The sequence below is a fragment of the Leucobacter tenebrionis genome, from assembly GCF_019884725.1.
GTDB lineage: Bacteria > Actinomycetota > Actinomycetes > Actinomycetales > Microbacteriaceae > Leucobacter > Leucobacter tenebrionis.
In genome coordinates this window covers 875,077-897,036 of the sequence record NZ_CP082322.1, presented here as the reverse complement: position 1 = coordinate 897,036, position 21,960 = coordinate 875,077, and the positions used below count along the sequence as shown (strand labels likewise).

Below are 21,960 nucleotides of genomic sequence, written 5' to 3'. Positions count from 1 at the left end.
CCTTGATCTCAGAAGCGCGCTACCGTCTTCGTATAATTGACTGGCTAGTCAATCAAAATTGTAGCGCAGACGGCCCGGGTTCTGAATACCCGGGCGGGAACGGGCGGTTCTACGCTCCGGTGAATCGAGGCGCCCGGCGTTCGACGAAGGCATCGGCGGCTTCGCGGGCATCGGCGGTGTAGGCGCAGCGCTTCTGCGCGAGGGACTCCTCGTCGAGTGCTGCGCCGAAGTCGGCGGGCTGCGCGCCGAGCAGCCGCTTCGCGGTGGAGAGCGCGAGCGGCGCCTTCGCGAGGAGGGAATCTGCGAGTTCGGTCGCGGCGGTCGCGAGTCGATCCGGATCCACCAGCCGGGACACGAGCCCGATCTCGAGCGCCTGTTCGGCCGTGACCTTCGAGTTGAGCAGGAACAGCTCCTTGGCCCGCGCCTCTCCGAGCAGGCGCGTCAGCGACCAGGCGCCGCCGTAGTCGCTCGCGAGGCCGGCGTCGATGAACGCGGTGCGGAAGACGGCCGACGTCGAGGCGATGCGCAGATCGCAGGCGGCCGCCAGCGAGAGGCCCGCGCCCGCGCAGGGGCCGCCGATGGCGGCGATCGACACCGCATCAGCGCTGCGCAGCAACTCGACGGCGCGCGCGTGGCGGCGCAGCACCCCGGCCGACTGCTCGACGCTCAGGTGCGGCGGCGCGAAGACTCCCGCGGCGAACTCGTCGAGGTCCCCGCCCACGCTGAAGCAGCGCTCGCCGCCGGTCACCACGATCACGCGGACCGTCGGATCGGCGACGGCCGCCTCGACGGAGTCGAGCAGCGACTCCATGAGGGTATCTGTGAACGAGTTGCGGCGTTCCGGTCGGTTGAGGCGGATCGTCGCGGCGCCCTCGGGGGAGATCGAGAGCGTCGTCTCAGGGCCGGCGGCTCCCGGCGCGTTGCCGGCGGGTGAGTCGGTCATGGGTGCTCCTGCTGCTCGGGCCGCGTCTGCGGATAGATTGACTCGTGAGTCAACTCTAACGGGGTGCGGTTCGTGCCGATAGTTCGGATCTCTCCGCTCATTCGGATCGAATCCCAGTGAATCGATCCGAGATAACGGCCTGATCCGAAGTTTGGGATGCAGCTTCTCCCCACCGAGCACGTCAGCGGCTGCCGCTACACTGGGGAGCGGCGCCGACAATCGCGCCGCATACCGGCAACTGAACTCCGAAGGAGCGCATGGTGGCATTTATCGACGCGGTGATCGCCCGCGAGATTCTCGATTCGCGTGGCAACCCGACCGTTGAGGTCGAGGTCGGTCTGACCGACGATTCTGTGGGCCGCGCGGCGGTGCCCTCCGGCGCCTCGACCGGCGCCTTCGAGGCGTACGAGCTGCGCGACGGTGACAAGGATCGCTACCTCGGCAAGGGCGTGACGAAGGCCGTCGACGCCGTCTTCGACGAGCTGGGTCCCGCTATCGAGGGTTTCGCCGCCGATGACCAGCGGATCATCGACGCCGTGCTCAAGGAGGTCGACGGCACCGACAACAAGTCGCGCGTCGGCGCGAACTCGATCCTCGGCGTGAGCCTCGCGGTTGCGCACGCAGCGGCGGCCTCGGCCGAGCTGCCGCTCTACCGCTATCTCGGCGGCCCGAACGCCAGCACTCTGCCCGTGCCGCTCATGAATATCATCAACGGCGGCGCCCACGCCGATACCGGCGTCGACATCCAGGAGTTCATGGCGGTGCCGCTCGGCGCCGAGACCTTCTCGGAGGGGCTGCGCTGGGGCGTCGAGGTCTATCACTCGCTCAAGGCGCTGCTCAAGGAGCAGGGGCTCACCACCGCGCTCGGCGACGAGGGTGGCTTCGCGCCCGACCTGCCCCACAACTCGGCCGCGCTCGACCTCATCGTCGAAGCCATCAAGCGCGCCGGCCTCGAGCCGGGCCGCGACGTTGCCGTCGCGCTCGACGTCGCCTCCTCCGAGTTCTACGAGAACGGCGTCTACAAGTTCGAGGGCCAGGAGCGCACGGCCGCCGAGATGACCGCCTACTACGAGGATCTGCTGACCCGGTACCCGCTCGTCTCGATCGAGGACCCGCTCGACGAGAGCGACTGGGAGGGCTGGGCCCACATCACCGCCGAGATCGGCGATCGCGTGCAGCTCGTCGGCGACGATCTCTTCGTCACCAACCCCGCGCGCATCACCGAGGGCATCGAGAAGGGCGCTGCGAACTCGCTGCTCGTCAAGGTCAACCAGATCGGCACCCTCACGGAGACCTTCGACGCCGTGCAGCTCGCGCAGCGCGCCGGTTTCACCGCGGTGATGTCGCACCGCTCGGGCGAGACCGAGGACGTCACGATCGCCGACCTCGCCGTGGCGACCAACTGCGGCCAGATCAAGACCGGGGCACCCGCGCGCTCCGACCGTGTCGCGAAGTACAACCAGCTGCTCCGTATCGAGGAGGAGCTGGGGGGAGCCGCGAACTACGCCGGCCGCGGTGCCTTCCCCCGCTTCACCGCGTAATCGCGCCGGCGAACGCGCACTCGGACGAAGGGCAGCACGGTGAAACGCTGGGTCGAGGATCTCGGGGCGTGGGCCTCGAGCCTCCGATTCAGCGGTTTCACCGTGCTCGTCGTCGTGCTGGTCGCGGCGGGCGCTGTGATCGTGAGCCCCAGTCTCTCCACCTACGTGCAGCAGAGGCGCGAGATCTCCGAGCTGCGGGAGAGCGTGCGGCTGCATCAGGAGGCCGTCAACGAGATCGACGCCGAGCGCGCCAAATGGAAGGACCCGGTGTACGTGCGCTCCCAGGCGCGTGACCGGCTCTTCTACGTGATGCCCGGCGAGACTCAGCTGGGGGTCATCGACGACATCGTGCTGCCGGTCGAATCCGATGAGGAGACGAGCCCCGAGCTCTCGCGCATCCGCAGCGACTGGGTGCGCGGCATCGCCGCATCCTTCCTGACCGCGGGCACCACCGACGCGCCGCTCGAGGAGCTCGAGGGCGGTGCCGATCCCGAAACCGCAGAACCGGCCGATACCGATCCGGCCGTCACCGAAATCGACCCCACCGCCGAGGAGCCCCAGCAATGAGCCGCCCACCCTACACCGACCCCACCCCAGCCGATATCGTCGCAGTGAGCGAGCAGCTGGGGCGCGAGGCGCGAGGCGTCGTGGGCATCGCCGCGCGGGCGAGCGACGGTGCTCCCGCCGTGGTCGCGACCGCACCTCGCCTGCCCGACGGCTCGCCGTTCCCGACCTTCTACTACCTGTGCCACCCCGAGGCGGTGGCGGCGGCTTCGCGACTCGAGGCCGCCGGTGTGATGAACGAGTTCAACGAACTGCTCGCCGAGGACGAGGCGGTGCGCGCGCAGTACGCTCGAGCGCACGAGCAGTACATCGAGGACCGCGACAGCGTGGGGGAGGTGCCCGAGCTCGCGGGTGTGAGCGCGGGCGGCATGCCGACGCGGGTCAAGTGCCTGCACGCGCTGATCGGACACTCGCTGGCCGCGGGCCCCGGGGTCAACCCGATCGGGGATCTCGCCCTCGAGCGCTGCGGATGGCGCCCCTGATCCTCGTCGGTCGGCAGACGCGCCGTCCTGCTCGCGCCCGCCCCCGCGGGACCTCCGCCGATAGAGCTTTCCGGCCGGCTGAAATGCGGTTGAACAGCCTCATCGCCGACGAATATCGTTGTTTTCTGCGGGATCTCCGTCGGACCGACAGTAATCGCCGCCATCGAGATGTAGTATGGGGTGTCGGGCATGATGTGCCCGGTTTTTCTGTGCCCGCGATCCGGGCATTTCACGCTCATTGCATCAAGGAGACCGCTTCGTGGCGAAGAAGATTCTGATCGTTGGTGGTGGCTACGCCGGCTTCTACACCGCTTGGGGGCTCGAGAAGCTGCTGCGCGCGGGCGAGGCCGAGGTGACGATCGTCGATCCGCTGCCCTACATGGCCTACCTGCCGTTCCTTCCCGAGGTCGCCTCGGGATCGATCGAGCCGCGTCACGCGGTCGTCGCACGCCGCCGCCATCTGAACCGCACCCACAACATCGCGGGCAAGGTCACGGGTATCTCCCACGCCACCAAGACGGCCACGGTCACCCCGAATGAGGGCGAGGCCTTCGACTTCGAGTACGACCACATCGTCGTCACCACCGGTTCGGTGTCGCGCACCTTCCCGATCCCCGGCATCGCCGAGAACGCGATCGGCATGAAGACCATCGAGGAGGCCGTCGCGGTGCGCGACCGCCTCGTCGGCAACTTCGAGCGTGCGGCGTCGCTGCCCGCGGGTTCGCCCGAGCGCGCACGTCTGCTCACCGTCACGGTGGTCGGCGGCGGCTTCGCGGGCATCGAGTCGATCGCCGAGCTGCGATCCTTCGCCACCTCGCTGCTGCGCCGCTACCCCGAGATCTCCTTCGAGGAGACCAAGTTCCACCTGGTCGAGGCCATGGGGCGCATCATGCCCGAGGTCACTGAGAAGCTCGCCGACTGGGTCGTCGCCGATCAGACCCGCCGCGGCGTCGATATCCACCTCGACACGCAGCTCTCCTCGGCCGTCGACGGCCACATCGAGCTCTCGACGGGCGAGAAGTACGAGTCCGATCTGATCATCTGGACCGCGGGCGTCATGCCCCGCCCGTTCCTGCGCGGCACCGATCTGCCCATCGGTCCCCGTGGCCACGTCATCGGCAGCCCCGAGCTGCGCATCACCACCGAGGACGGCAAAGCGCTCGAGGGCGCCTGGACCGCAGGCGACACCTCGCAGACCCCCGACATCTCGTCGACCCCCGGCCCCGGCGGGTTCTGCGTGCCCAACGCGCAGCACGCGGTGCGTCAGGGGCGCCTGCTCGCCAAGAACATCGTCGCCGACCTGCGCGGCGAGGGCGTGCGCAAGTACGAGCACAAGAACATGGGCGCCGTCGCCGGCCTCGGCGTGAACAACGGCGTGTTCCGCTCCGGAGGCAGCTTCGCGATGAAGGGCTACTTCGCGTGGCTCGCCCACCGCTTCTACCACGGCCTCGCGATCCCCACGTGGGAGCGCAAGTGGCGCGTGTTCGGCGGCTGGGTCGGGCACTTCTTCCTGGGTCGCGACATCGTGAACATCGAGGCCCTGCAGGAGCCGCGCGCGATCTTCGAGGAGTTCGCCTCGCGCCCCAAGCCGAAGACCGACTGAGTCTCGAGCCTGGCGCTTCTGACGCTTTTCGCGCCGGGCCTCGCCGACCGGAGCCCCGCAGCACCGAGCTGCGGGGCTCCGCCAGTTTCCGGCTTCCGGTCCGTCCTGCTGTCGTTCGACTCTGCCCGAGATACGGATTTCGCGCGCTGGATCACGGTCAGAGCTGCGAAATCCGTATCTCGACGGGGAGGGGAGGGGGGAGGATCTTTCCTCGTGATCATGAAGACCCTCGCGTGCGTCTCCAGGATGTTGCGCGGTCTTGTAGCCTGAGGGCGTGCGAGCGGGGCGGGGGTTCTGGGTGACGCGGTCCGCGTCCGCCCCGCTGATCGCCCGCGCCTACTTCGCCCTCCAAGCAGCCGCGGGAGTCCTGTGGTGGGTGGGCGTCTTCACACTGCCGCCGGTGCGCCTGGCCACGCTCGGTGGCCTCGACCCGGTCGCCGTCGCGCTCGCGGACATCCCACTGCTCGTGCTCGCCTCGGCGCTCGCGGCGGTGCTCCCGGAGCCGGGGCGGCGTTGGGCGATGCGGATCGCCGTGCCCTGGACGCTGCTCGTCACGGCGGTCCTCGCGGTCTACGCGACGGCGACCGGCCTCGCGGGCTGGGGCGCGGTCATCATGGCGGCGGCGAGCTGCGGGGGCCTCGCCGCGTGGTCGCTCGCGGAACTCGGGCGGATCCCCGCGGAGCGGCTGCTTCTGGGGCCCCTCTCGTTCGGAGTCGCGCCGGCGGCGTCGCCGCGACGTCAGCTCGGCGCGACGCTGCTGCAAATGCTCGTGTTCTGGGCTCTGTTCCTCGCGGTGCTGCCCGCGGGACTCCGCCTGCTCGAGACCCGGTGGGGGCTGCACGTCGCATTCGCGGCACCGCTTCCGGCACTCGGGGGCGCGCTGCTGCTCGGCGCGAGCGCACTGGGCTTGTGGTCGGCGCTCGCGATGTCGCTGCGCGGGGAGGGCACGCCGCTGCCGTCCGCGAGCGCGCGGCGGCTCGTGATCACCGGGCCGTACCGGTGGGTGCGCAACCCGATGGCGCTGGCCGGGATCGTGCAGGCCGTCGGCGTCGGCCTGCTCGCGAGCTCATGGTTCGTGACCGCCTACGCGCTCTGCGGTGCGGTGTACTGGCACACGCTGGTGCGGCCCTTCGAAGAAGCCGACCTCGAGGCGCGCTTCGGCGAGGAGTTCGCGGCCTACCGCCGGCGGGTGCGCTGCTGGGTGCCGCGGCTCGGGCTGGCGCTGGAGCAGCCCCGGGCCTCGCGGCGAAACTGACGGTTTCAGCGAGGCCGACTGTTTCAGCGGCGCTGGAACGCTCGGTCTCGCTGAAACCGTCGGTCTCGATGAGGAGAGGCCGCCGGTGGGCGCCGCGCCGGAAAGGCGGAAAGCTCCGCTTCCCGCTTAACTTTCCCCGGCTGGTGAGCCGGGCGCCTCCGGCAGAGAAACGCTGACGCGTTTCTCCCTAAGCCTCCGGCGCATGCTTCGACAGGAACTCGTACATCGCGGTGTCATCGACCCCGGGGAACGTTCCCGTCGGCAGGGGCGAGAGCACGTGCTGGTGCATGCGAGCGCTCGGCCACGCCTTGCCCTCCCAGCGTGCGAGCAGCTCGGGTGCGGGGGTGCGGCAGCACGCCTCATCAGGGCAGGTCGAGACCCGGCGCTCGGGGGTGTCGCGGCCGCGGAACCACTTCGCGTCGTCGAAGGCCACACCGCAGGCGATCGCGAAGGGGCCGTGCTCGGCGTCGCCCGTCTGCACGCTCGACCAGTAGGTGCCCGCGGGCGTGTCGGTGTACTGGTAGAACTCGCTCGTGCGGTTGGTGCGGTGGAACGCGGTGCGTCCGCCCCACTTGTGGCACAGGATCTCGCCCTCGATCGATCCCGAGGCATCGCTCGGAAACGGCAGATCGTCGTTCTCGTAGCCGCGCACGAGGGTACCCTCGCCATCGGCGCGGTAGTGGTGCACGCGCAGGTCGAGGTGGCTCGTCGCCAGGTTGGTGAAGCGGTGCGCCGCGGCCTCGTGCGTGACGCCGAACGCGTCGCGCAGATCCTCGATCGCCAGATTGCGATTGCGCTTGGCCTGCTGCAGGAAGTCCACGGCGCGCGCCTCCGGCATGAGGCAGGCCGCCGCGAAGTAGTTGATCTGGAGCCGCTGCTCGAGGAACTCGGCGTAGCTCGCCGGCTCGGAGTGGCCGAGCACGCGGTGCGCCATGGCCTGCAGTGCGAGCGAGCGCAGCCCGTGGCCGCCCGGGATCGAGGCGGGCGGCAGGTAGATGCGCCCGTTCTCGAGGTCGGTGATGCTGCGGGTGTTCGACGGCAGGTCGTCGACGAAGATGAGGGTGAAGCCCAGCATCTCGGCGAGCATTGCGACGGTGCGGTGGGTGACGGCGCCCGTGGTGTGGCCGACCCGTCGCATGAGATCGGAGGCGATGAGCTCGATGTCGTGAATGTAGTTGTCGCGCTCGCGCATCTGCATGCGGATGGCGGTGTTCGCGCGGCGCGCTTCCTCGGAGGTCGCTGCCGCGGCTCGGGATCGCCTGGCCAGTTCGCGATGCAGGCCCACGAGCGACTCGAGGGCATCGTCGCTGAGCGTGCGCGGGGTGCGCACGTGGGGGAGACCGAGGCGGAGGTAGCCCGGGGTGGTCTGCGCGCGCTCGAGCTCGATCTCGAGTGCGCTGCGGTGATCCGGAGCCTCGCGGCGCAGCAACTCGGAGGGGTCGATCCCGAGTTCCCTGGCGATGCTCTGCAGAAGGCCGAGGCGCGGCTCGCGACGGCCGTTCTCGATGTGGGAGAGCTGGCTCGCCACTACGCCGACGCGCTCTCCCAACTGCTCGAGAGTCAGTCCGGCACGCGACCTGAAGTGCCGCAGGCGCTTGCCCAGCAGAAGTCGGTCGAGTTCGGTTTCTCCCTGTGTTGGGGTGGTATCCGGGGCCATTCCTTGACTATATGTCAAGAATGGTCAAAATTTACAGCGAGTTTGGTGAATGGCGGGTGAATCGGCTGCTGAGAATGGAGGTGTTACCGATTCTTCACCGACGACGTGTGAACCCGAGGAGAACGAACGTATGAGCGCCACCCAGGTCATCGAGGCCGAGACTGCTGCATCGGAGTCCGTGATCGCGGATCTCGTGCGTGCGAATGCGACCACCGCGAACGAAGAGGTACTGCAGTGGGTGACCGAGGTCGCCGAGCTGACGAAGCCGGTCGACGTGGTGTGGTGCGACGGTTCGCAGGACGAATGGAACCGCATCACCGCCGAGATGGTGGAAGCGGGATCGCTGATCCCGCTCAACAAGGATCTGCGGCCCGGCAGCTTCCTCGCCCGCTCGCACCCGGCCGACGTGGCCCGCGTCGAGGATCGCACCTTCATCTGCTCCGAGAAGGAGGAGGACGCCGGGCCGACCAATAACTGGGTCGCTCCCGCCGAGATGAAGGCGGAGCTCATGCCGCTCTTCGACGGCTCGATGCGCGGCCGCACGATGTACGTCGTGCCGTTCTCGATGGGACCCGTCGGCGGAGCGATCACGCAGCTCGGCATCGAGATCACGGATTCGCCCTACGCGGTGCTCAACATGCGCATCATGACCCGCATGGGCCAGGCCGCGCTCGACGGCATCACCCCCGGCAGCGAGTGGGTGCGCACGGTGCACTCGGTGGGAGCCCCGCTGGAGGAGGGCGCCGAGGATGCGGCGTGGCCCTGCAACGACATCAAGTACATCACTCACTTCCCCGAGACCCTCGAGGTGTGGTCGTACGGCTCGGGCTACGGCGGCAACGCCCTGCTCTCGAAGAAGTGCTTCGCGCTGCGCATCGCCTCGGTGATGGGGCGCAACGAGGGATGGCTCGCCGAGCACATGCTGCTGCTCAAGCTCACCAACGTCGAGACGGGCAAGGCGTACCACCTGTCGGCGGCCTTCCCGTCGGCGTGCGGCAAGACCAACCTCGCGATGCTCCAGCCCACCATCCCCGGTTGGAAGGTCGAGACCATCGGCGACGACATCGCCTGGCTGCGCCCCGGCAAGGACGGCCGCCTCTACGCGATCAACCCCGAGGCGGGCTTCTTCGGCGTCGCGCCCGGCACCGGCGAGTCGACCAACCCGGTCGCCATGGAGACGCTCTGGGGCAACACCATCTTCACCAACGTCGCGCTGACCGACGACGGAGACGTCTGGTGGGAGGGCAAGACCGACGAGGTCCCCGCTCACCTCACCGACTGGCAGGGCAACGACTGGACCCCCGAGTCGGAGAGCCCCGCCGCGCACCCCAACTCGCGCTTCACCGTGCCGATCCAGCAGACCCCCTCGCTCGCGGCCGATTGGTACGAGCAGGACGGCGTGCCGCTCGATGCGATCCTCTTCGGCGGCCGTCGCGCCACGAACGTTCCGCTCGTCGCCCGCTCGCTGTCGTGGGAGCACGGCGTCTTCATCGGCGCGACCGTCTCGTCCGAGAAGACCGCGGCTCAGGAGGGCACTGTCGGCGAGCTGCGCCGCGATCCCTTCGCGATGCTGCCCTTCTGCGGCTACAACATGGCCGACTACTGGGGCCACTGGCTCGAGATGGGCGAGAAGCTCGGCGACAAGGCGCCCAAGGTGTTCCAGGTCAACTGGTTCCGCAAGGGAGCCGACGGTCGCTTCCTCTGGCCCGGCTTCGGCGACAATTCGCGTGTGATCGACTGGATCATCCGCAGCGTCGAGGGAGAGGTCGAGGGTCGTGAGACCGCGATCGGCACCGTGCCCGCCGAGGGCGAGCTCAACCTCGACGGTATCGAGGTGCCGGCTGAGGACATGGAGGAGCTGTTCTCGATCGATCCCGCTTCGTGGCTCGACGAGGCCGACCTCACCGAGGAGTTCTTCGCCCGGTTCGGCGACCGAGTGCCGGCGGCGCTGCGCGATCAGCTCGCGCAGCTGCGCAATCGACTCGGCGCGTAGCCGCCGCAGCTCCCGAGCCCGAGGCTCCGGAGCCCGCCGGCCCGCCCCCGTCTCCTGACACTGCCGAAGGGGGCGCCCACAGACTGTAAGCCCCGCCGTTCTGCCCGACGGCGGGGCTTACTATTTCCGCCGAGCGTCGATACCACCTGCGGTCGGCTCCTGCAAGGGTGTTCCGCTGCGCCGCGCAGTCCACCACGCTGGAAGCATCGCTTCGAACGGAGAACGGAAAGGTGGATGCGATGAGCACACGGAAACAGATCAAGAAGGCCGCGGAGGCGACCGCGTGGAACCCGATGAAGATGCTGAGCCAGTGGGGAGTGCGCAGCTCGCACGCCTACAGTCTGGGGCTGATCTCGGTGGGGATCTCGTTCCTGACCTGGCTGTTCTCGCGCGGGAAGGGCGATGAGAAGTCGCAGTCCGATCGCTGGGGCCTCTTCATCGGCGAATGGGCGCCCACGTTCTTCGCGCTCGGCGTGGGTCTCAAGCTCGAGGAGGAATCCTGAGAAGCGCCGGGACCCGGCTGTCCGGAGACCAACTCCGCCGAGTCCCCCCACTGGGATTCGAACCCAGACTGTGCCGATTTTAAGTCGGCTGCCTCTGCCGGTTGGGCTATGGGGGGCAACCCCACCATCTTCCCACGAGCTCCGAGGGCACGTGGATCGGAACCGAATACGAACACGAAGGAGAAACGCCATGTCGATGATCGATGACGCATCCGACGAGACCAAGAACGCGATCAAGGAGGCTCGCAGGCGCGAGCAGGAGCGGCGCGAGCACGACTCGGATGCCGCCGACGCATCCGCGGACAGCTCCGACGACGACCGGGACACGAGCGGAGACGTGCCCGTGGCGAATCTCGAGTGAACCGCCGCCGGTCGGCCGGCGCGGGCGATGAAGGTGGCACAGCGCATGAGGCGTGTCGCAGCAGCGTAGGCTGGGGCAATGGTCTTCGCCAAAGTGCTGCTCATCATCGCGATCGTCATCGCGATCCTGCTGGCGCTCTACATGAGGTGGAGGGCCTGGCATGCTCGACGAGTCCGGGAGCGAGCAGCCTGGCAGGCCGAACTCGAGCGGGATCTGCGCCGCGATTGAGGCCCGCCTCGACGCTCGCAAGCCCTACACTTCCTCTATGACACTCGATCTCGCCGCCCCGGAGGTGCGCACCGCGGCCGCCGCGCGGCCCTGGGATCGGGAGGATCGGTTCTGGCGAACGCTGGACGAGGCGACGCGGGGGCGCCCGGCCCCCGTAGTCGCGCTGAGTGTCGAGGCGCTCAGCGAAAACGCGCACGATCTGTTGCGCCGGGCCGGGGGCCTGCCCATCCGGGTTGCCAGCAAATCCGTGCGCTCGCGGGCCGTGCTCGACGCGGTGCTCGCTCTGCCTGGTTACCGGGGCGTGCTCGCGTTCACCCTCGCCGAGGCGCTGTGGCTCGCGGATCGCATCGATGATGTGGTCGTCGGGTACCCGACGGCGGATCGCGCGTCGCTCGAGGCGCTGGGACGGGACGAGCGGGCTGCGAGCCGCGTCACCCTCATGGTCGACGATGAGGAGCAGCTCGACCTCATCGATGCCGTGATCGGTGCGGGGGAGCGGGCGCGGATCCGCGTATGCCTCGACCTCGATGCCTCCTGGCGCACCCGGGTGCTCGGCCACCTGGGTGTGAGGCGCTCGCCGATCCACCGCCCGGAGCGGTTGCGCGCACTCGCCGAGCAGGTCGTAGCGCGCCCCGGATTCGCGCTGGTGGGGGTGATGGCTTACGAGGCGCAGATCGCGGGGGTGGCCGACGCGCCGCGCAAGGCCGCCGAGGGGGCGATTCTGCGGGCGGTGCAGCGCGCGAGTGCGAAGGAGCTGGCCGAGCGCCGCGCGGCGGCCGTCGCCGCGGTGCGCGAGGTCGCCGAGCTGGAGTTCGTGAACGGCGGCGGAACGGGATCGATCGAGCGCACCGTCGCCGAATCCGCCGTCACCGAGGTCGCTGCCGGCAGCGGCCTGTACGGTCCGCACCTGTTCGATCACTATCGCTCGTTCACGCCGGCCCCGGCGCTGGGCTTCGGGCTCGACGTCGTCCGCAAGCCGTCGCGCGATCGCGCGACACTGCTCGGCGGGGGCTGGATCGCCTCTGGCACTGCGGCACCGGATCGGCTGCCGCTGCCGGTCTGGCCCGCCGGGCTCTCCTTCGAGCCGCGCGAGGGCGCCGGCGAGGTGCAGACGCCGGTGCGTGGGCGTGCCGCGAATCGCCTGCGCCCCGGAGATCGGGTGTGGTTGCGGCACGCCAAGGCCGGCGAGGCGGTGGAGCACACGAACGAGATCGTGCCCGTGAGGGCGAACGGGACGGCGCTGGCGCCGATCCCGAGCTATCGAGGAGAGGGGCGGTGCTTCCTGTGACGGGACGATCGCGCACACGAGCGGGCGAGGTCGCGGGGCCGAACGCGCGCTGGAACACTCGCTGGAGCAACTGGGCGGGCACCGAGCACTCGCGGCCTGAGCTCGAGATCGTGCCCCGCCGGGCCGAGCAGATCGCGCTCGCGGTGCAGCGCGCTCGCGAGACCGGGCGCACCGTCAAGCCGATCGGCGCGTCGCACAGCTTCACCGGGATCGGCGCGACCGACGGCATCCGCATCGACATGAGTCGCATGCGCGGCCTCGTCTCCGCCGATCCGGCGCGCGGCCGCGTCACCCTCTGGGGAGGCACCCACCTGTGGGAGCTGCCGGCGATCCTCAACCCGCTCGGCCTCGCGCTCGCGAACATGGGGGACGTGGATCGCCAGACCGTCACCGGCGCCACGCAGACCGGCACGCACGGCACCGGTGTGCGCCTCGGCGGTCTCGCGACCGGCGTGGTCGGGGCGACGATCGTGACGGGCAGCGGTGAGACGCTCGTGATCGACGAGGATCACCACCCCGACCTGCTGCCGGCCGTCGCATTGGGGCTCGGCGCGCTCGGGGTGCTCGTCACGATCACGCTGCAGTGCGTTCCCCGCTACCTACTGCGGGCAGAGGAAGCGCCGCTGCCGCTCGACGAGGTGCTCGACGGTTTCGTGGATCGCACGCGCGAGGCAGACCACTTCGAGTTCTTCTGGTTTCCGCACACCCGCCGGGCGCGCACGAAGACCAACACCCGCTTGCCGCTCGAGGCGGGGCGCGACCCGCTGACCCCCGCCGCCCGCTTCGCCGATGAGGAGCTCGCGAACAACCTCGTGTTCGGCGCCTGCGCGGCATTCGGCAGTGCCGCCCCGGGCGCGGTGCCGCGCATCAACCGCTTCATCGAGGGCGTGTCGAGCAGGCGGAGCTACGCGGACGAGTCGCACCGCGTCTACGTCACCCACCGCCGCGTGCGCTTCCACGAGATGGAGTACGGCCTGCCGCTCGAGGCCGTGCCCGACGCGATGCGCGAACTGCGGTCGATGATCGAACGGCGCCGGCATCGCATCTCCTTCCCGGTCGAGGTGCGGTCGGCCGCGGCCGACGAGCTGCTGCTCTCGACGGCGAGCGGCCGTGACACGGGCTACATCGCCGTGCACCGCTATCGCAGGGATCGGGATCGCGGCTACTTCAGCGACGCCGAGGCCATCCTCGCCGCGCACGGCGGGCGGCCGCACTGGGGCAAGATGCACACGCAGACGGCGGCCGTGCTGCGGGAGCGCTACCCGGCCTTCGAGGAGTTCATCGAGATCCGGGATCGCCTCGATCCCGAGCGCCTCTTCGCGAACCCGTACCTCGCGCGCGTGCTGGGGGAGTAGGACCCTCCTCGAACAGGCGCCCGGATCCGCCGGCCCTCAGCGGTTTCATGGGCTTCTTGGATAGGATGCACCTATGTCTGGTGGATTGATTGCCGCGCTCATCGCAGTCGGCGTGCTCGTACTGCTGATCGGCTACGTCTGGATCACGTACAACTCCCTCGTCACCCTGCGCGTGCGCGTCGACGAGGCGTGGAGCGATATCACGGTGCAGCTGAAGCGGCGAGCCGACCTCATCCCGTCGCTCGTCGAATCGGTCAAGGGCTACGCTGCGCACGAGCAGGGCGTCTTCGAAGACGTGACGAAGGCCCGCGCCGAGACGATCTCCGCTCAGGGACCGGCCGAGGCATCCGCGGCCGAGAACCACATGCAGCAGGCGCTCAAGAGCATCTTCGCCGTCGCGGAGGCGTACCCGCAGCTGCAGGCCAGCCAGAACTTCCTGCAGCTGCAGAGCGAGCTCGTCGACACCGAGAACAAGATCCAGGCCTCGCGCCGCTTCTACAACGGCGGAGTGCGCGAGTACAACACCAAGATCCAGGTCTTCCCCAACACGCTCTTCGCACGCGGCATGGGCTTCACCGAGCGCGAGTTCTTCGAGGTCGAAGACGTCGCCTCGATCTCCGAGCCCCCGCGCATCCAGTTCTGACCGAGGCGGCACGTGTACAGCGCGATTCGCCGCAACAAGATCAACAGCGTCCTCATCATCCTGCTGTTCATCGTCATCATCGGCGGGCTGGGCTGGCTCGCGGCGTACATTTACAACTCGCCCGGCATCGTGATCGCCGTCGTGGTCTTCGCCGCGGCGTACGCGCTGTTCCAGTACTTCGCCGCAGGGCGCCAGGCCATCATGATGAGCGGCGCGCAGCGCATCACCGAGGCCGATAATCCGAGGCTCTATCGCATCGTCGAGAACCTCTCGATCACCACGGGCACCCCGATGCCCGAGGTCTACATCGTGAACGATCCGGCCCCCAACGCGTTCGCCACCGGACGCAACCCCGAGAACGCGATGGTCGCAGCCACCACGGGTCTGCTCGACATCATGACCGACCCCGAACTCGAGGGCGTCATGGCGCACGAACTGGGGCACGTGCGGAACTACGACATCCGCGTCTCGATGATCGTCTACGGCCTCGTCGTCGCGATCGGCATGCTCGCCGACATGTTCATGCGCATGGCGTTCTTCTCGCGCGGCAATAACAACAACGGCAACCCCGTGATGCTGATCTTCGGCCTCGTCGCGATGGTCGTCGCTCCGCTCATCGCCTCCGTGGTGCAGCTCGCAGTGTCGAGGCAGCGCGAGTACCTGGCGGACGCGACGGGCGCGCTCACCACGCGTCACCCCGAGGCGCTCGCGAGCGCGCTGCACAAGCTCTCCGAGTACGGGCGGCCCCTGCAGCGGCAGCAGTCGAGCATGGCGCACCTCTGGATCGCGGATCCGCTGAAGCCCGGCATCATGGACCGCCTCTTCGCGACGCACCCGCCGATCCCGGATCGCATCCGTCGCCTGCTCGACATGGGCGGAAAATTCTGACGCCCATTCACTCGCCCTGAGGGCAGGGCGGACGGCTCGCGGAAAGGCGTAAGGTAGAGAGCACCGAGCCAAGGAGGTCGCCCCCACCGTGTCGAACATGTTCCGCTCCCTGTCGGTGCGCAATTACCGCATCTGGTTCGTGGGGGCGCTGGTGTCGAACATCGGTGCTTGGATGCAGGCCACGACGCAGAACTGGGTGGTGCTGACCGAGCTCACCGACAACAACGCGGCGGCGGTGGGCGCTACGATGGCGCTGCAGTTCGGCCCGCAGCTGCTGCTCGTGCCGTTCAGCGGGGCGGTGGCGGACCGGTTCGACCGCCGCAAGGTGCTGCTGGTCACGCAGTCGCTGCTCATGCTGCTCGCCGCAGGCCTCGGCCTGCTGCTCATCACCGGGCACGCGCAGCTCTGGCACCTCTACGGGTTCGCACTGGCGCTCGGCATCGTCAACGCCTTCGACACGACTTCGCGTCAGGCCTTCGTCTCCGACCTCGTCGGGTCGGCCCAGCTCTCGAACGCGGTCGCGCTCAACTCGGCCTCGTTCAACTCCGCCCGACTGGTGGGACCGGCCGTGGCGGGCGTGCTGATCGCGGCCGTCGGATCGGGGTGGGTCTTCCTCATCAACGCGGCCTCCTTCGTCGCGGTGCTGGGCGCGCTGCTGCTCATCGACTCCCGCCCGCCGAAGCCGGCGACCGGCCCTCGGGAATCGCAGCTTCGGCAGCTCTCAGCCGGTTTCCGCTACGTCCGGGCGAGGCACGATCTGCTGGTCATCTTCGTGATGGTGTTCCTGGTGGGGGCGTTCAGCATGAACTTCCCGGTGATCTCATCGACCATGGCCGTCGAGTTCGGCAGAGGGGCGGGCGACTACGGGCTGCTCTCCTCGATCCTCGCGATCGGCTCGCTCTCCGGCGCGCTGCTGGCGGCGCGCCGCCCCGCGGCCCGCATGCGGGTGGTGATCCTCGCAGTGGGCGGTATCGGCATCGTGAGCCTGATCGCGGCTCTCATGCCCACCTTCTGGACATTCGCGGCCACGCTCGTCTTCTTCGGCCTCGCGATCTCGACGATGCTCACCACGGCCAACGGCTTCGTGCAGACGACGGCGGATCCCGCGGTGCGCGGTCGAGTGCTGGCGCTCTACATGGCGATCCTCATGGGCGGCACCCCGGTCGGAGCGCCGCTCGTGGGCGCCGCCGCCGATGCGCTGGGCCCCCGGTCCACGCTGTTCATCAGCGCCGCGGCCGGTCTTGCGGCGTTCGGGATCGGCGTCACCTGGTTGTTCACGGAGCGCCGGCTGCGCTTCCACCGGGATCACGGCCTGCACCTGCGAGTGACGCATGCGGGTCGCCCCGGCCTCGACGACGACCCCGGGCGTCAGGTGGAGACGCTCACGGCGCCGATCACCATCCTGCGCCGCAGTGCGACCGCGGTCGGTGCGGGGGAGTCGGTGCCGCAGGAGGGCTCGGCAGCGGCAGCCACCGGCGCTGTGCCGATCGCCGATCTCGAGACCGTGGACGGGCCGGCGGGGGAACCTGACGAGAAGCCGAAACGGCGGTTCAGGGACGACGGCGAAGATCCTGCGGTGCAGCAGCGCTAGCACGGGGAATCCTGCTGAATCGCGAGTAGGCTATGAGTCGTCCCCGCGGCCGTTGCCGCACGCTCTCTGACGATGGAGATTTGATACCTGTGAGTGACTTCTTGTCAGCACAAACCCGCACCGAAACGGACTCGCTCGGCAGCCTCGAGATCCCGGCTTCTGCGTACTGGGGGGTGCACACGGCTCGCGCTCACGAGAACTTCCCCATCGCGCGCCGCCCCATCTCGGTGTACCCCGACTTCATCCGCGCCTTCGCGTGCGTGAAGCAGGCGGCTGCACGGGCCAACCTCGAGATCGGCGCCCTCGACGAGCAGCGCGCGACGCTCATCGACCGGGCGTGCGAGGAGATCAAGACCGGTATGCTGCACGACCAGTTCGTGGTCGGCGTCGTGCAGGGCGGCGCGGGCACCTCGACCAACATGAACGCGAACGAGGTGATCACCAACCGCGCGCTCGAGCTGGCAGGGCATGAGAAGGGCGACTACTCCTTCATCAACCCGAACGATCACACCAACCGCAGCCAGTCGACCAACGACACCTATCCGACCGCGATCAAGATCGCGCTCGCCTTCTCCCTCACCAGCCTGCTCGACGAGCTCGCACTGCTGGCCGATTCGTTCGCCGCGAAGGGCCGCGAGTTCTCGCACATCATCAAGGTCGGCCGCACCCAGCTGCAGGACGCGGTGCCGATGACGCTCGGCCAGGAGTTCAACGCTTTCGCCGTGACCCTTCGCGAGGACATCGATCGGCTCACCGAGGCCGTCTCGCTGCTGCGCGAGGTGAACATGGGCGCCACCGCCATCGGAACGGGCATCAACGCGGCCAAGGGGTACAAGGAGGCCGTGATCAAGCACCTCCGCGACATCACCGGCCTCGAACTCGAGACGGCCGGCGACCTGGTCGAGTCGACCAGCGACACCGGTGTGTTCATCACCTTCTCGGGCGCCCTCAAGCGCAGCGCCCTCAAGCTGTCGAAGATCTCGAACGACCTGCGGCTGCTCTCGTCCGGGCCGCAGGCGGGGCTCGGCGAGATCAACCTGCCCGCGCGCCAGGCCGGCTCGTCGATCATGCCGGGCAAGGTCAACCCCGTGATCCCCGAGGCCGTCTCGCAGGTGGCCTACTCGGTCGCTGGGGCCGACGTCACCGTGTCCATGGCGGTGGAGGCCGGCCAGCTGCAGCTCAACGCTTTCGAGCCCATCATCGCGCACTCCCTGTTCCAGTCGATCACCTGGCTCAAGCGGGCCTGCGAGACGCTGCGCGTCAACTGCGTCGACGGCATCACGGCGAACGAGGATCGTCTCGCCGACACCGTCTCGCGCTCGGTGACCGTGATCACCGCGCTCGCCCCGGTGATCGGCTACGCCGAGGCGGCGAAGCTCGCGAAGGAGGCGCTCAGCACCAACGAGAAGGTCTCCGAGCTCGTGGTCGCCCACGGTCTGCTCGACGAGGCGCAGCTCGCCGATATCCTGCAGCCGCAGAAGCTCGCGGGGCTCGCTCCCGAGACGGGCGTCATCGAGATCGTGCGGGAGGCCGCCCCCGAGAAGATCGAGGACGGCGAGGCTTCCTGAGCTGTTCGAGGGGTGCTGAGCTCGGCACCCCTCGAACAACGCCGAAAGGCTGATTCCGCATGCAGGATCTGAGATCCTCGTGCGGAATCAGCCTTTCGGTCTATCTAGCAGTCGCTAGGCCTCGACGCAGTGCGAGGTGAGCGAGCCGATGCCCTCGATCGTCACGGTCACATCGGTGCCGGGGCGCAGGTAGAGCGGGGGTTTGCGCGAGCGACCCGCGCCACCGGGCGAACCGGTCGAGATGACCGTGCCCGGCAGCAGCGTGAGCGACTGCGAGATTGACGAGATGAGCTGGGCGACGGAGCGGATCATGAAGCCCGTCGTCGAATCCTGTACGCGCAGGCCGTCGACATCGGTCGTAATGTGCAGCGCCTGAGGGTCGGCGATCTGGTCTGCGGTGACCACGACGGGGCCGATCGGGGTGAACCCGTCGAAGGACTTGCAGCGCGACCACTGCGGCTCCTGGAACTGCACGTTGCGCGCCGTGATGTCGTTGATCGCGGTGTAGCCGAAGACGTAGTCGAGCGCCTCCTCGGGGGAGACGTTCTTGGCCGCGCGGCCGATGATGACACCGAGCTCGCCCTCGTAATCGACCTCCTCGCTGATGTGCGCGGGGAGCGGCACCTCGCCCTCGTGCGGGCCGAGCGAGTTCGGGAAGAGGGAGAAGAGCACCGGGCCGGAGTCGTTGTCGAGGCTCAGCTCGCTCGCGTGCTCGTCGTAGTTGAGGCCCACCGCGAGCACGATGGGCGGGCCGATGACGGCCGGGGCGAAGGTCGCCTCGGCGATCCCCGTCCACTCGCTCTCGGGAAGGTCGGCTGCGGCCGCGCGCAGCCGACCCAGCTCTTCGGGGCCGGCCTCGATGAGCTGCTGCAGCGTCGTGTGGTCGAAGCCGAGGCGAGCCGCGGGAACGAAGCGTTCGTCGTTCACCACCGAGAGCTCGGGGGTGCCGGCGGGGGAGAGGATCAAGTGCGCGAATCTCACGTATCCAGCGTAGCCGACATGCCGATACCCGATGCGTTTCGAGCGGTTCCCTGACGTGTCGGCACCCGATCTTTGTGGGGAGGGCACTGCCGCGCGCGACTGCGGGGTTCCCTCAGAGCGAACGCGGACGTGCATGTCTCGGGGATCCGCGACAATGGGAGGATGAGTGAAACACCCATGACCAAGCCCGAGATCGAGTTCCCCGAGGGGCCGGCCCCCACTGAACTGCAGATCGTGGATCTCGTCGAGGGCTCCGGCGCCGAGGCGCAGGCGAGCTCGACCGTCGACGTGCACTACCTCGGCGTCGAGTACGACTCGGGCGAGGAGTTCGACTCGTCCTGGAGCCGCGGCGAGTCGATCAACTTCCCGCTGCGGGCGCTCATCCAGGGCTGGCAGGTCGGCATCCCCGGCATGAAGGTGGGCGGTCGCCGCAAGCTCATCGTTCCCCCTGCGCAGGCGTACGGCGCCTCCGGCGGCCACCCGCTCTCCGGCAAGACCCTCATCTTCATCATCGATCTGCTGGGCGTCAGCTGATCAGCGAAGGCGATTTCTCGCCTTCGCCAGCTGACGCCGAGCCCGTCTCGGGCTCGGGAGAGAGCGAAGCGAAGCTTCTCCACCAGTAGCTGATCAGCGAAGGCGATTTCTCGCCTTCGCCAGCTGACGCCGAGCCCGTCTCGGGCTCGACTGACCCCTTCTTCGAGCCCGCCCGAGCCTTGCCCGGGCGGGCTCTTCCGCGTTCGGATCCGGCGCGATCCCGTCCCCGCGAGATCCGGATCCTGCGCTCGCTTCGTGCATCGATCGACGTTGCCGCACCGATCTTCCGCGGATCGGGGTGCTTGAACCTCGATCGGTGCGGGAAGCGGGGCGGGGTGAGGCGCCCCCGCAGAGCTCGCCCGCCGCGAGTGGTAGCGTTGCTGTGTTCAGCAAACGCCCAGCAAGAACGGAGCGGCCGGTGGCAGAGGCTCGTCAGCAAACCAGTCAGCAGATCGCGGAACCGAAGCAGCCGAGCGGCGGCATCGATCGCTTCTTCCGCATCACGGAACGCGGATCCACCTTCGGAGCCGAGATCCGGGGCGGGCTGGTCACCTTCGTGACGATGGCCTACATCGTGATCCTCAACCCGATCATCCTCTCGGGCAGCCAGGATGTGCTCGGCAACTACATCGACGGCAGCCCCGGCGGAGAGCAGGCCTTCGCTCAGGCGAGCGCCGTCACCGCGCTCACCGCCGGTCTGATGACGATCCTCTTCGGCGTGGTGTCGCGGCTTCCCTTCGGCTTCGCGGCGGGGCTCGGGATCAACGCCTTCCTCGCGTTCTCCGTCGTCGGGCAGGTGACCTGGCCCGAGGCGATGGCGATCGTCGTGATCAACGGCGTGCTGATCGTGCTGCTCGCGGCCACGGGCCTGCGCCGCATGATCTTCGACGCGGTCCCAGTCGAGCTGAAGCTCGCGATCACGGTCGGCATCGGGCTCTTCATCGCGTTCATCGGCTTCGTCAACTCGGGCTTCGTCACCTCGACGGGTTCGAACTCGCCGCCCGTCGGGCTCGGGATCGGCGGATCGGTCGTCACGATCCCGACCCTGCTCTTCGTGGTGACCCTCATCGTCACCGGCGTGCTCGTCGCGGCGAAGGTCAAGGGAGGCCTGCTCATCGGCCTGATCAGCGGCACCGTGATCGCCGTGATCGTCGAGGCGATCGCGCACCTCGGCCCGCGCGCCGGGGCGGACGGCGAGATCGCCAACCCGGGCGGCTGGGGCCTCACCGTGCCCGAGCTCGGCTCCGCGCCCTTCAGCCTGCCCGATCTCGGGCTCGTGGGCGCCGTGAGCTTCGACTTCGGCCGAGTCGGGGCCGTCACGGTCGTGATGCTGGTCTTCACGCTGCTGTTCACCAACTTCTTCGACGCGATGGGCACGATGACCGGCCTCTCGCGCGAGGCCGGACTCGCAGATGAGAAGGGCAACTTCCCCAACATCAAGTCGGCTCTGGTCGTCGAGGGCGTCGGCGCGATCGCGGGCGGCCTCACCTCGTCGTCGTCGAACACCGTCTTCATCGAGTCGGGCGCCGGCATCGGGGAGGGGGCCCGCACGGGCTTCGCCAACGTCGTCACCGGCCTGATGTTCCTGCTCGCGATGTTCTTCACACCGCTCACCGGCATCGTGCCCACCGAGGTCGCGGCCGCGGCGCTCGTGATCGTGGGCGCTCTCATGATGGCGCAGATCAAGAACATCGACCTGAGCGACTTCCGGGTGCTGCTGCCCGTCTTCCTGACGGTCGCCGTCATGCCGATGACATACTCCATCGCCAACGGCATCGGCGCGGGCTTCGTGGCGTGGGTGCTCGTGCACGCCTTCAGCGGTCGCGCCCGCAGCATCCACTGGCTGCTGTGGGTCGTCGCCGCGGGCTTCGTGGTCTTCTTCGCGCGCGGTCCCATCGAGGCGCTGCTCGGAGCCTGATCGCGACGGCGCTCCGCACGAGGAAGCCCCTGATTCCGCGCATCGCGGCACCGGGGGCTTCCTC

Annotated in this window: 20 protein-coding genes and 1 tRNA gene; 17 read left to right on the top strand and 4 right to left on the bottom strand. The window is 68.7% G+C overall.

The genetic code is table 11. From position 1 onward, the window contains the following. Nucleotides 1-109 precede the first annotated feature (109 nt). Complete coding sequence (locus tag KVY00_RS04235; protein ID WP_223044485.1) at nucleotides 110-943, bottom strand: enoyl-CoA hydratase-related protein; 834 nt, start codon at nucleotides 941-943, stop codon at nucleotides 110-112. Between the two features lie 260 nt (nucleotides 944-1,203). On the opposite strand from KVY00_RS04235, the gene eno reads away from it, so the two are divergent. The 5 genes from eno (at nucleotide 1,204) to KVY00_RS04210 (ending at nucleotide 6,388) form a co-directional block, all read left to right on the top strand. Then, complete coding sequence (gene eno, locus KVY00_RS04230; RefSeq protein WP_223045175.1) at nucleotides 1,204-2,484, top strand: phosphopyruvate hydratase; 1,281 nt, start codon at nucleotides 1,204-1,206, stop codon at nucleotides 2,482-2,484. 39 nt (nucleotides 2,485-2,523) lie between these two features. Continuing rightward, nucleotides 2,524-3,051, top strand: coding sequence for an FtsB family cell division protein (locus tag KVY00_RS04225; RefSeq protein WP_223044484.1), 528 nt, complete (start codon nucleotides 2,524-2,526; stop codon nucleotides 3,049-3,051). Next, nucleotides 3,048-3,530, top strand: coding sequence for a DUF501 domain-containing protein (locus tag KVY00_RS04220; protein ID WP_223044483.1), 483 nt, complete (start codon nucleotides 3,048-3,050; stop codon nucleotides 3,528-3,530). Before KVY00_RS04225 ends, KVY00_RS04220 begins: the two co-directional genes overlap by 4 nt. A 259-nt stretch (nucleotides 3,531-3,789) precedes the next feature. Beyond that, entirely contained in the window at nucleotides 3,790-5,133 is a 1,344-nt protein-coding gene (locus KVY00_RS04215) for an NAD(P)/FAD-dependent oxidoreductase (protein ID WP_223044482.1), read from the top strand. Between the two features lie 274 nt (nucleotides 5,134-5,407). Beyond that, nucleotides 5,408-6,388, top strand: a complete 981-nt coding sequence (locus KVY00_RS04210) for a methyltransferase family protein (protein ID WP_223044481.1) — start codon at nucleotides 5,408-5,410, stop codon at nucleotides 6,386-6,388. A gap of 187 nt (nucleotides 6,389-6,575) precedes the next feature. Here the strand turns inward: KVY00_RS04210 and KVY00_RS04205 are convergent, their stop codons facing one another. Then, on the bottom strand, nucleotides 6,576-8,045 hold the full coding sequence (locus KVY00_RS04205; protein ID WP_223044480.1) for a helix-turn-helix domain-containing protein: 1,470 nt from the start codon (nucleotides 8,043-8,045) through the stop codon (nucleotides 6,576-6,578). A 130-nt stretch (nucleotides 8,046-8,175) separates the two neighbouring features. On the opposite strand from KVY00_RS04205, the gene KVY00_RS04200 reads away from it, so the two are divergent. Together KVY00_RS04200 and KVY00_RS04195 are read left to right on the top strand one after the other, a co-directional pair. Continuing rightward, nucleotides 8,176-10,038 (top strand): phosphoenolpyruvate carboxykinase (GTP), encoded by a 1,863-nt coding sequence (locus KVY00_RS04200; protein ID WP_223044479.1) that lies wholly within the window; start codon nucleotides 8,176-8,178, stop codon nucleotides 10,036-10,038. Between the two features lie 239 nt (nucleotides 10,039-10,277). Beyond that, complete coding sequence (locus KVY00_RS04195; protein WP_223044478.1) at nucleotides 10,278-10,541, top strand: hypothetical protein; 264 nt, start codon at nucleotides 10,278-10,280, stop codon at nucleotides 10,539-10,541. A 42-nt stretch (nucleotides 10,542-10,583) separates the two neighbouring features. Here KVY00_RS04195 and KVY00_RS04190 read toward each other — a convergent pair. Beyond that, nucleotides 10,584-10,657: transfer RNA gene (locus KVY00_RS04190), tRNA-Leu, on the bottom strand. A 74-nt stretch (nucleotides 10,658-10,731) separates the two neighbouring features. Here KVY00_RS04190 and KVY00_RS04185 point away from each other — a divergent pair. The 8 genes from KVY00_RS04185 to KVY00_RS04150 all read left to right on the top strand — a co-directional run bounded on the left by KVY00_RS04185 (nucleotide 10,732) and on the right by KVY00_RS04150 (nucleotide 18,463). Further along, nucleotides 10,732-10,902, top strand: a complete 171-nt coding sequence (locus tag KVY00_RS04185) for a hypothetical protein (RefSeq protein WP_223044477.1) — start codon at nucleotides 10,732-10,734, stop codon at nucleotides 10,900-10,902. 78 nt (nucleotides 10,903-10,980) lie between these two features. Then, the gene (locus tag KVY00_RS04180) at nucleotides 10,981-11,130 is read left to right on the top strand and encodes a hypothetical protein (protein ID WP_223044476.1); all 150 of its coding nucleotides are present in this window, start codon (nucleotides 10,981-10,983) and stop codon (nucleotides 11,128-11,130) included. Nucleotides 11,131-11,167: 37 nt separating this feature from the next. Beyond that, on the top strand, nucleotides 11,168-12,418 hold the full coding sequence (locus tag KVY00_RS04175) for an alanine racemase (RefSeq protein ID WP_223044475.1): 1,251 nt from the start codon (nucleotides 11,168-11,170) through the stop codon (nucleotides 12,416-12,418). Continuing rightward, entirely contained in the window at nucleotides 12,415-13,773 is a 1,359-nt protein-coding gene (locus KVY00_RS04170) for a D-arabinono-1,4-lactone oxidase (RefSeq protein ID WP_223045174.1), read from the top strand. Before KVY00_RS04175 ends, KVY00_RS04170 begins: the two co-directional genes overlap by 4 nt. A gap of 73 nt (nucleotides 13,774-13,846) precedes the next feature. Further along, complete coding sequence (locus KVY00_RS04165; protein WP_223044474.1) at nucleotides 13,847-14,416, top strand: LemA family protein; 570 nt, start codon at nucleotides 13,847-13,849, stop codon at nucleotides 14,414-14,416. A gap of 12 nt (nucleotides 14,417-14,428) precedes the next feature. Beyond that, complete coding sequence (locus KVY00_RS04160) at nucleotides 14,429-15,304, top strand: M48 family metallopeptidase (protein WP_223044473.1); 876 nt, start codon at nucleotides 14,429-14,431, stop codon at nucleotides 15,302-15,304. A gap of 97 nt (nucleotides 15,305-15,401) precedes the next feature. Further along, nucleotides 15,402-16,895 (top strand): MFS transporter, encoded by a 1,494-nt coding sequence (locus KVY00_RS04155; protein WP_255572845.1) that lies wholly within the window; start codon nucleotides 15,402-15,404, stop codon nucleotides 16,893-16,895. Nucleotides 16,896-16,984: 89 nt separating this feature from the next. After that, nucleotides 16,985-18,463: an aspartate ammonia-lyase gene (locus KVY00_RS04150; RefSeq protein ID WP_223044472.1), complete on the top strand. Its 1,479-nt coding sequence runs from the start codon at nucleotides 16,985-16,987 to the stop codon at nucleotides 18,461-18,463. A 114-nt stretch (nucleotides 18,464-18,577) separates the two neighbouring features. On the opposite strand, the gene KVY00_RS04145 is transcribed toward KVY00_RS04150, so the two are convergent. Further along, the gene (locus KVY00_RS04145) at nucleotides 18,578-19,444 is read right to left on the bottom strand and encodes a fumarylacetoacetate hydrolase family protein (RefSeq protein ID WP_223044471.1); all 867 of its coding nucleotides are present in this window, start codon (nucleotides 19,442-19,444) and stop codon (nucleotides 18,578-18,580) included. A gap of 162 nt (nucleotides 19,445-19,606) precedes the next feature. Between KVY00_RS04145 and KVY00_RS04140 the strand changes: the two genes are divergently transcribed. Next, on the top strand, nucleotides 19,607-19,978 hold the full coding sequence (locus tag KVY00_RS04140) for an FKBP-type peptidyl-prolyl cis-trans isomerase (RefSeq protein WP_305069215.1): 372 nt from the start codon (nucleotides 19,607-19,609) through the stop codon (nucleotides 19,976-19,978). Between the two features lie 418 nt (nucleotides 19,979-20,396). Next, nucleotides 20,397-21,896 (top strand): NCS2 family permease, encoded by a 1,500-nt coding sequence (locus KVY00_RS04135; RefSeq protein ID WP_223044470.1) that lies wholly within the window; start codon nucleotides 20,397-20,399, stop codon nucleotides 21,894-21,896. Nucleotides 21,897-21,960 lie beyond the last annotated feature (64 nt).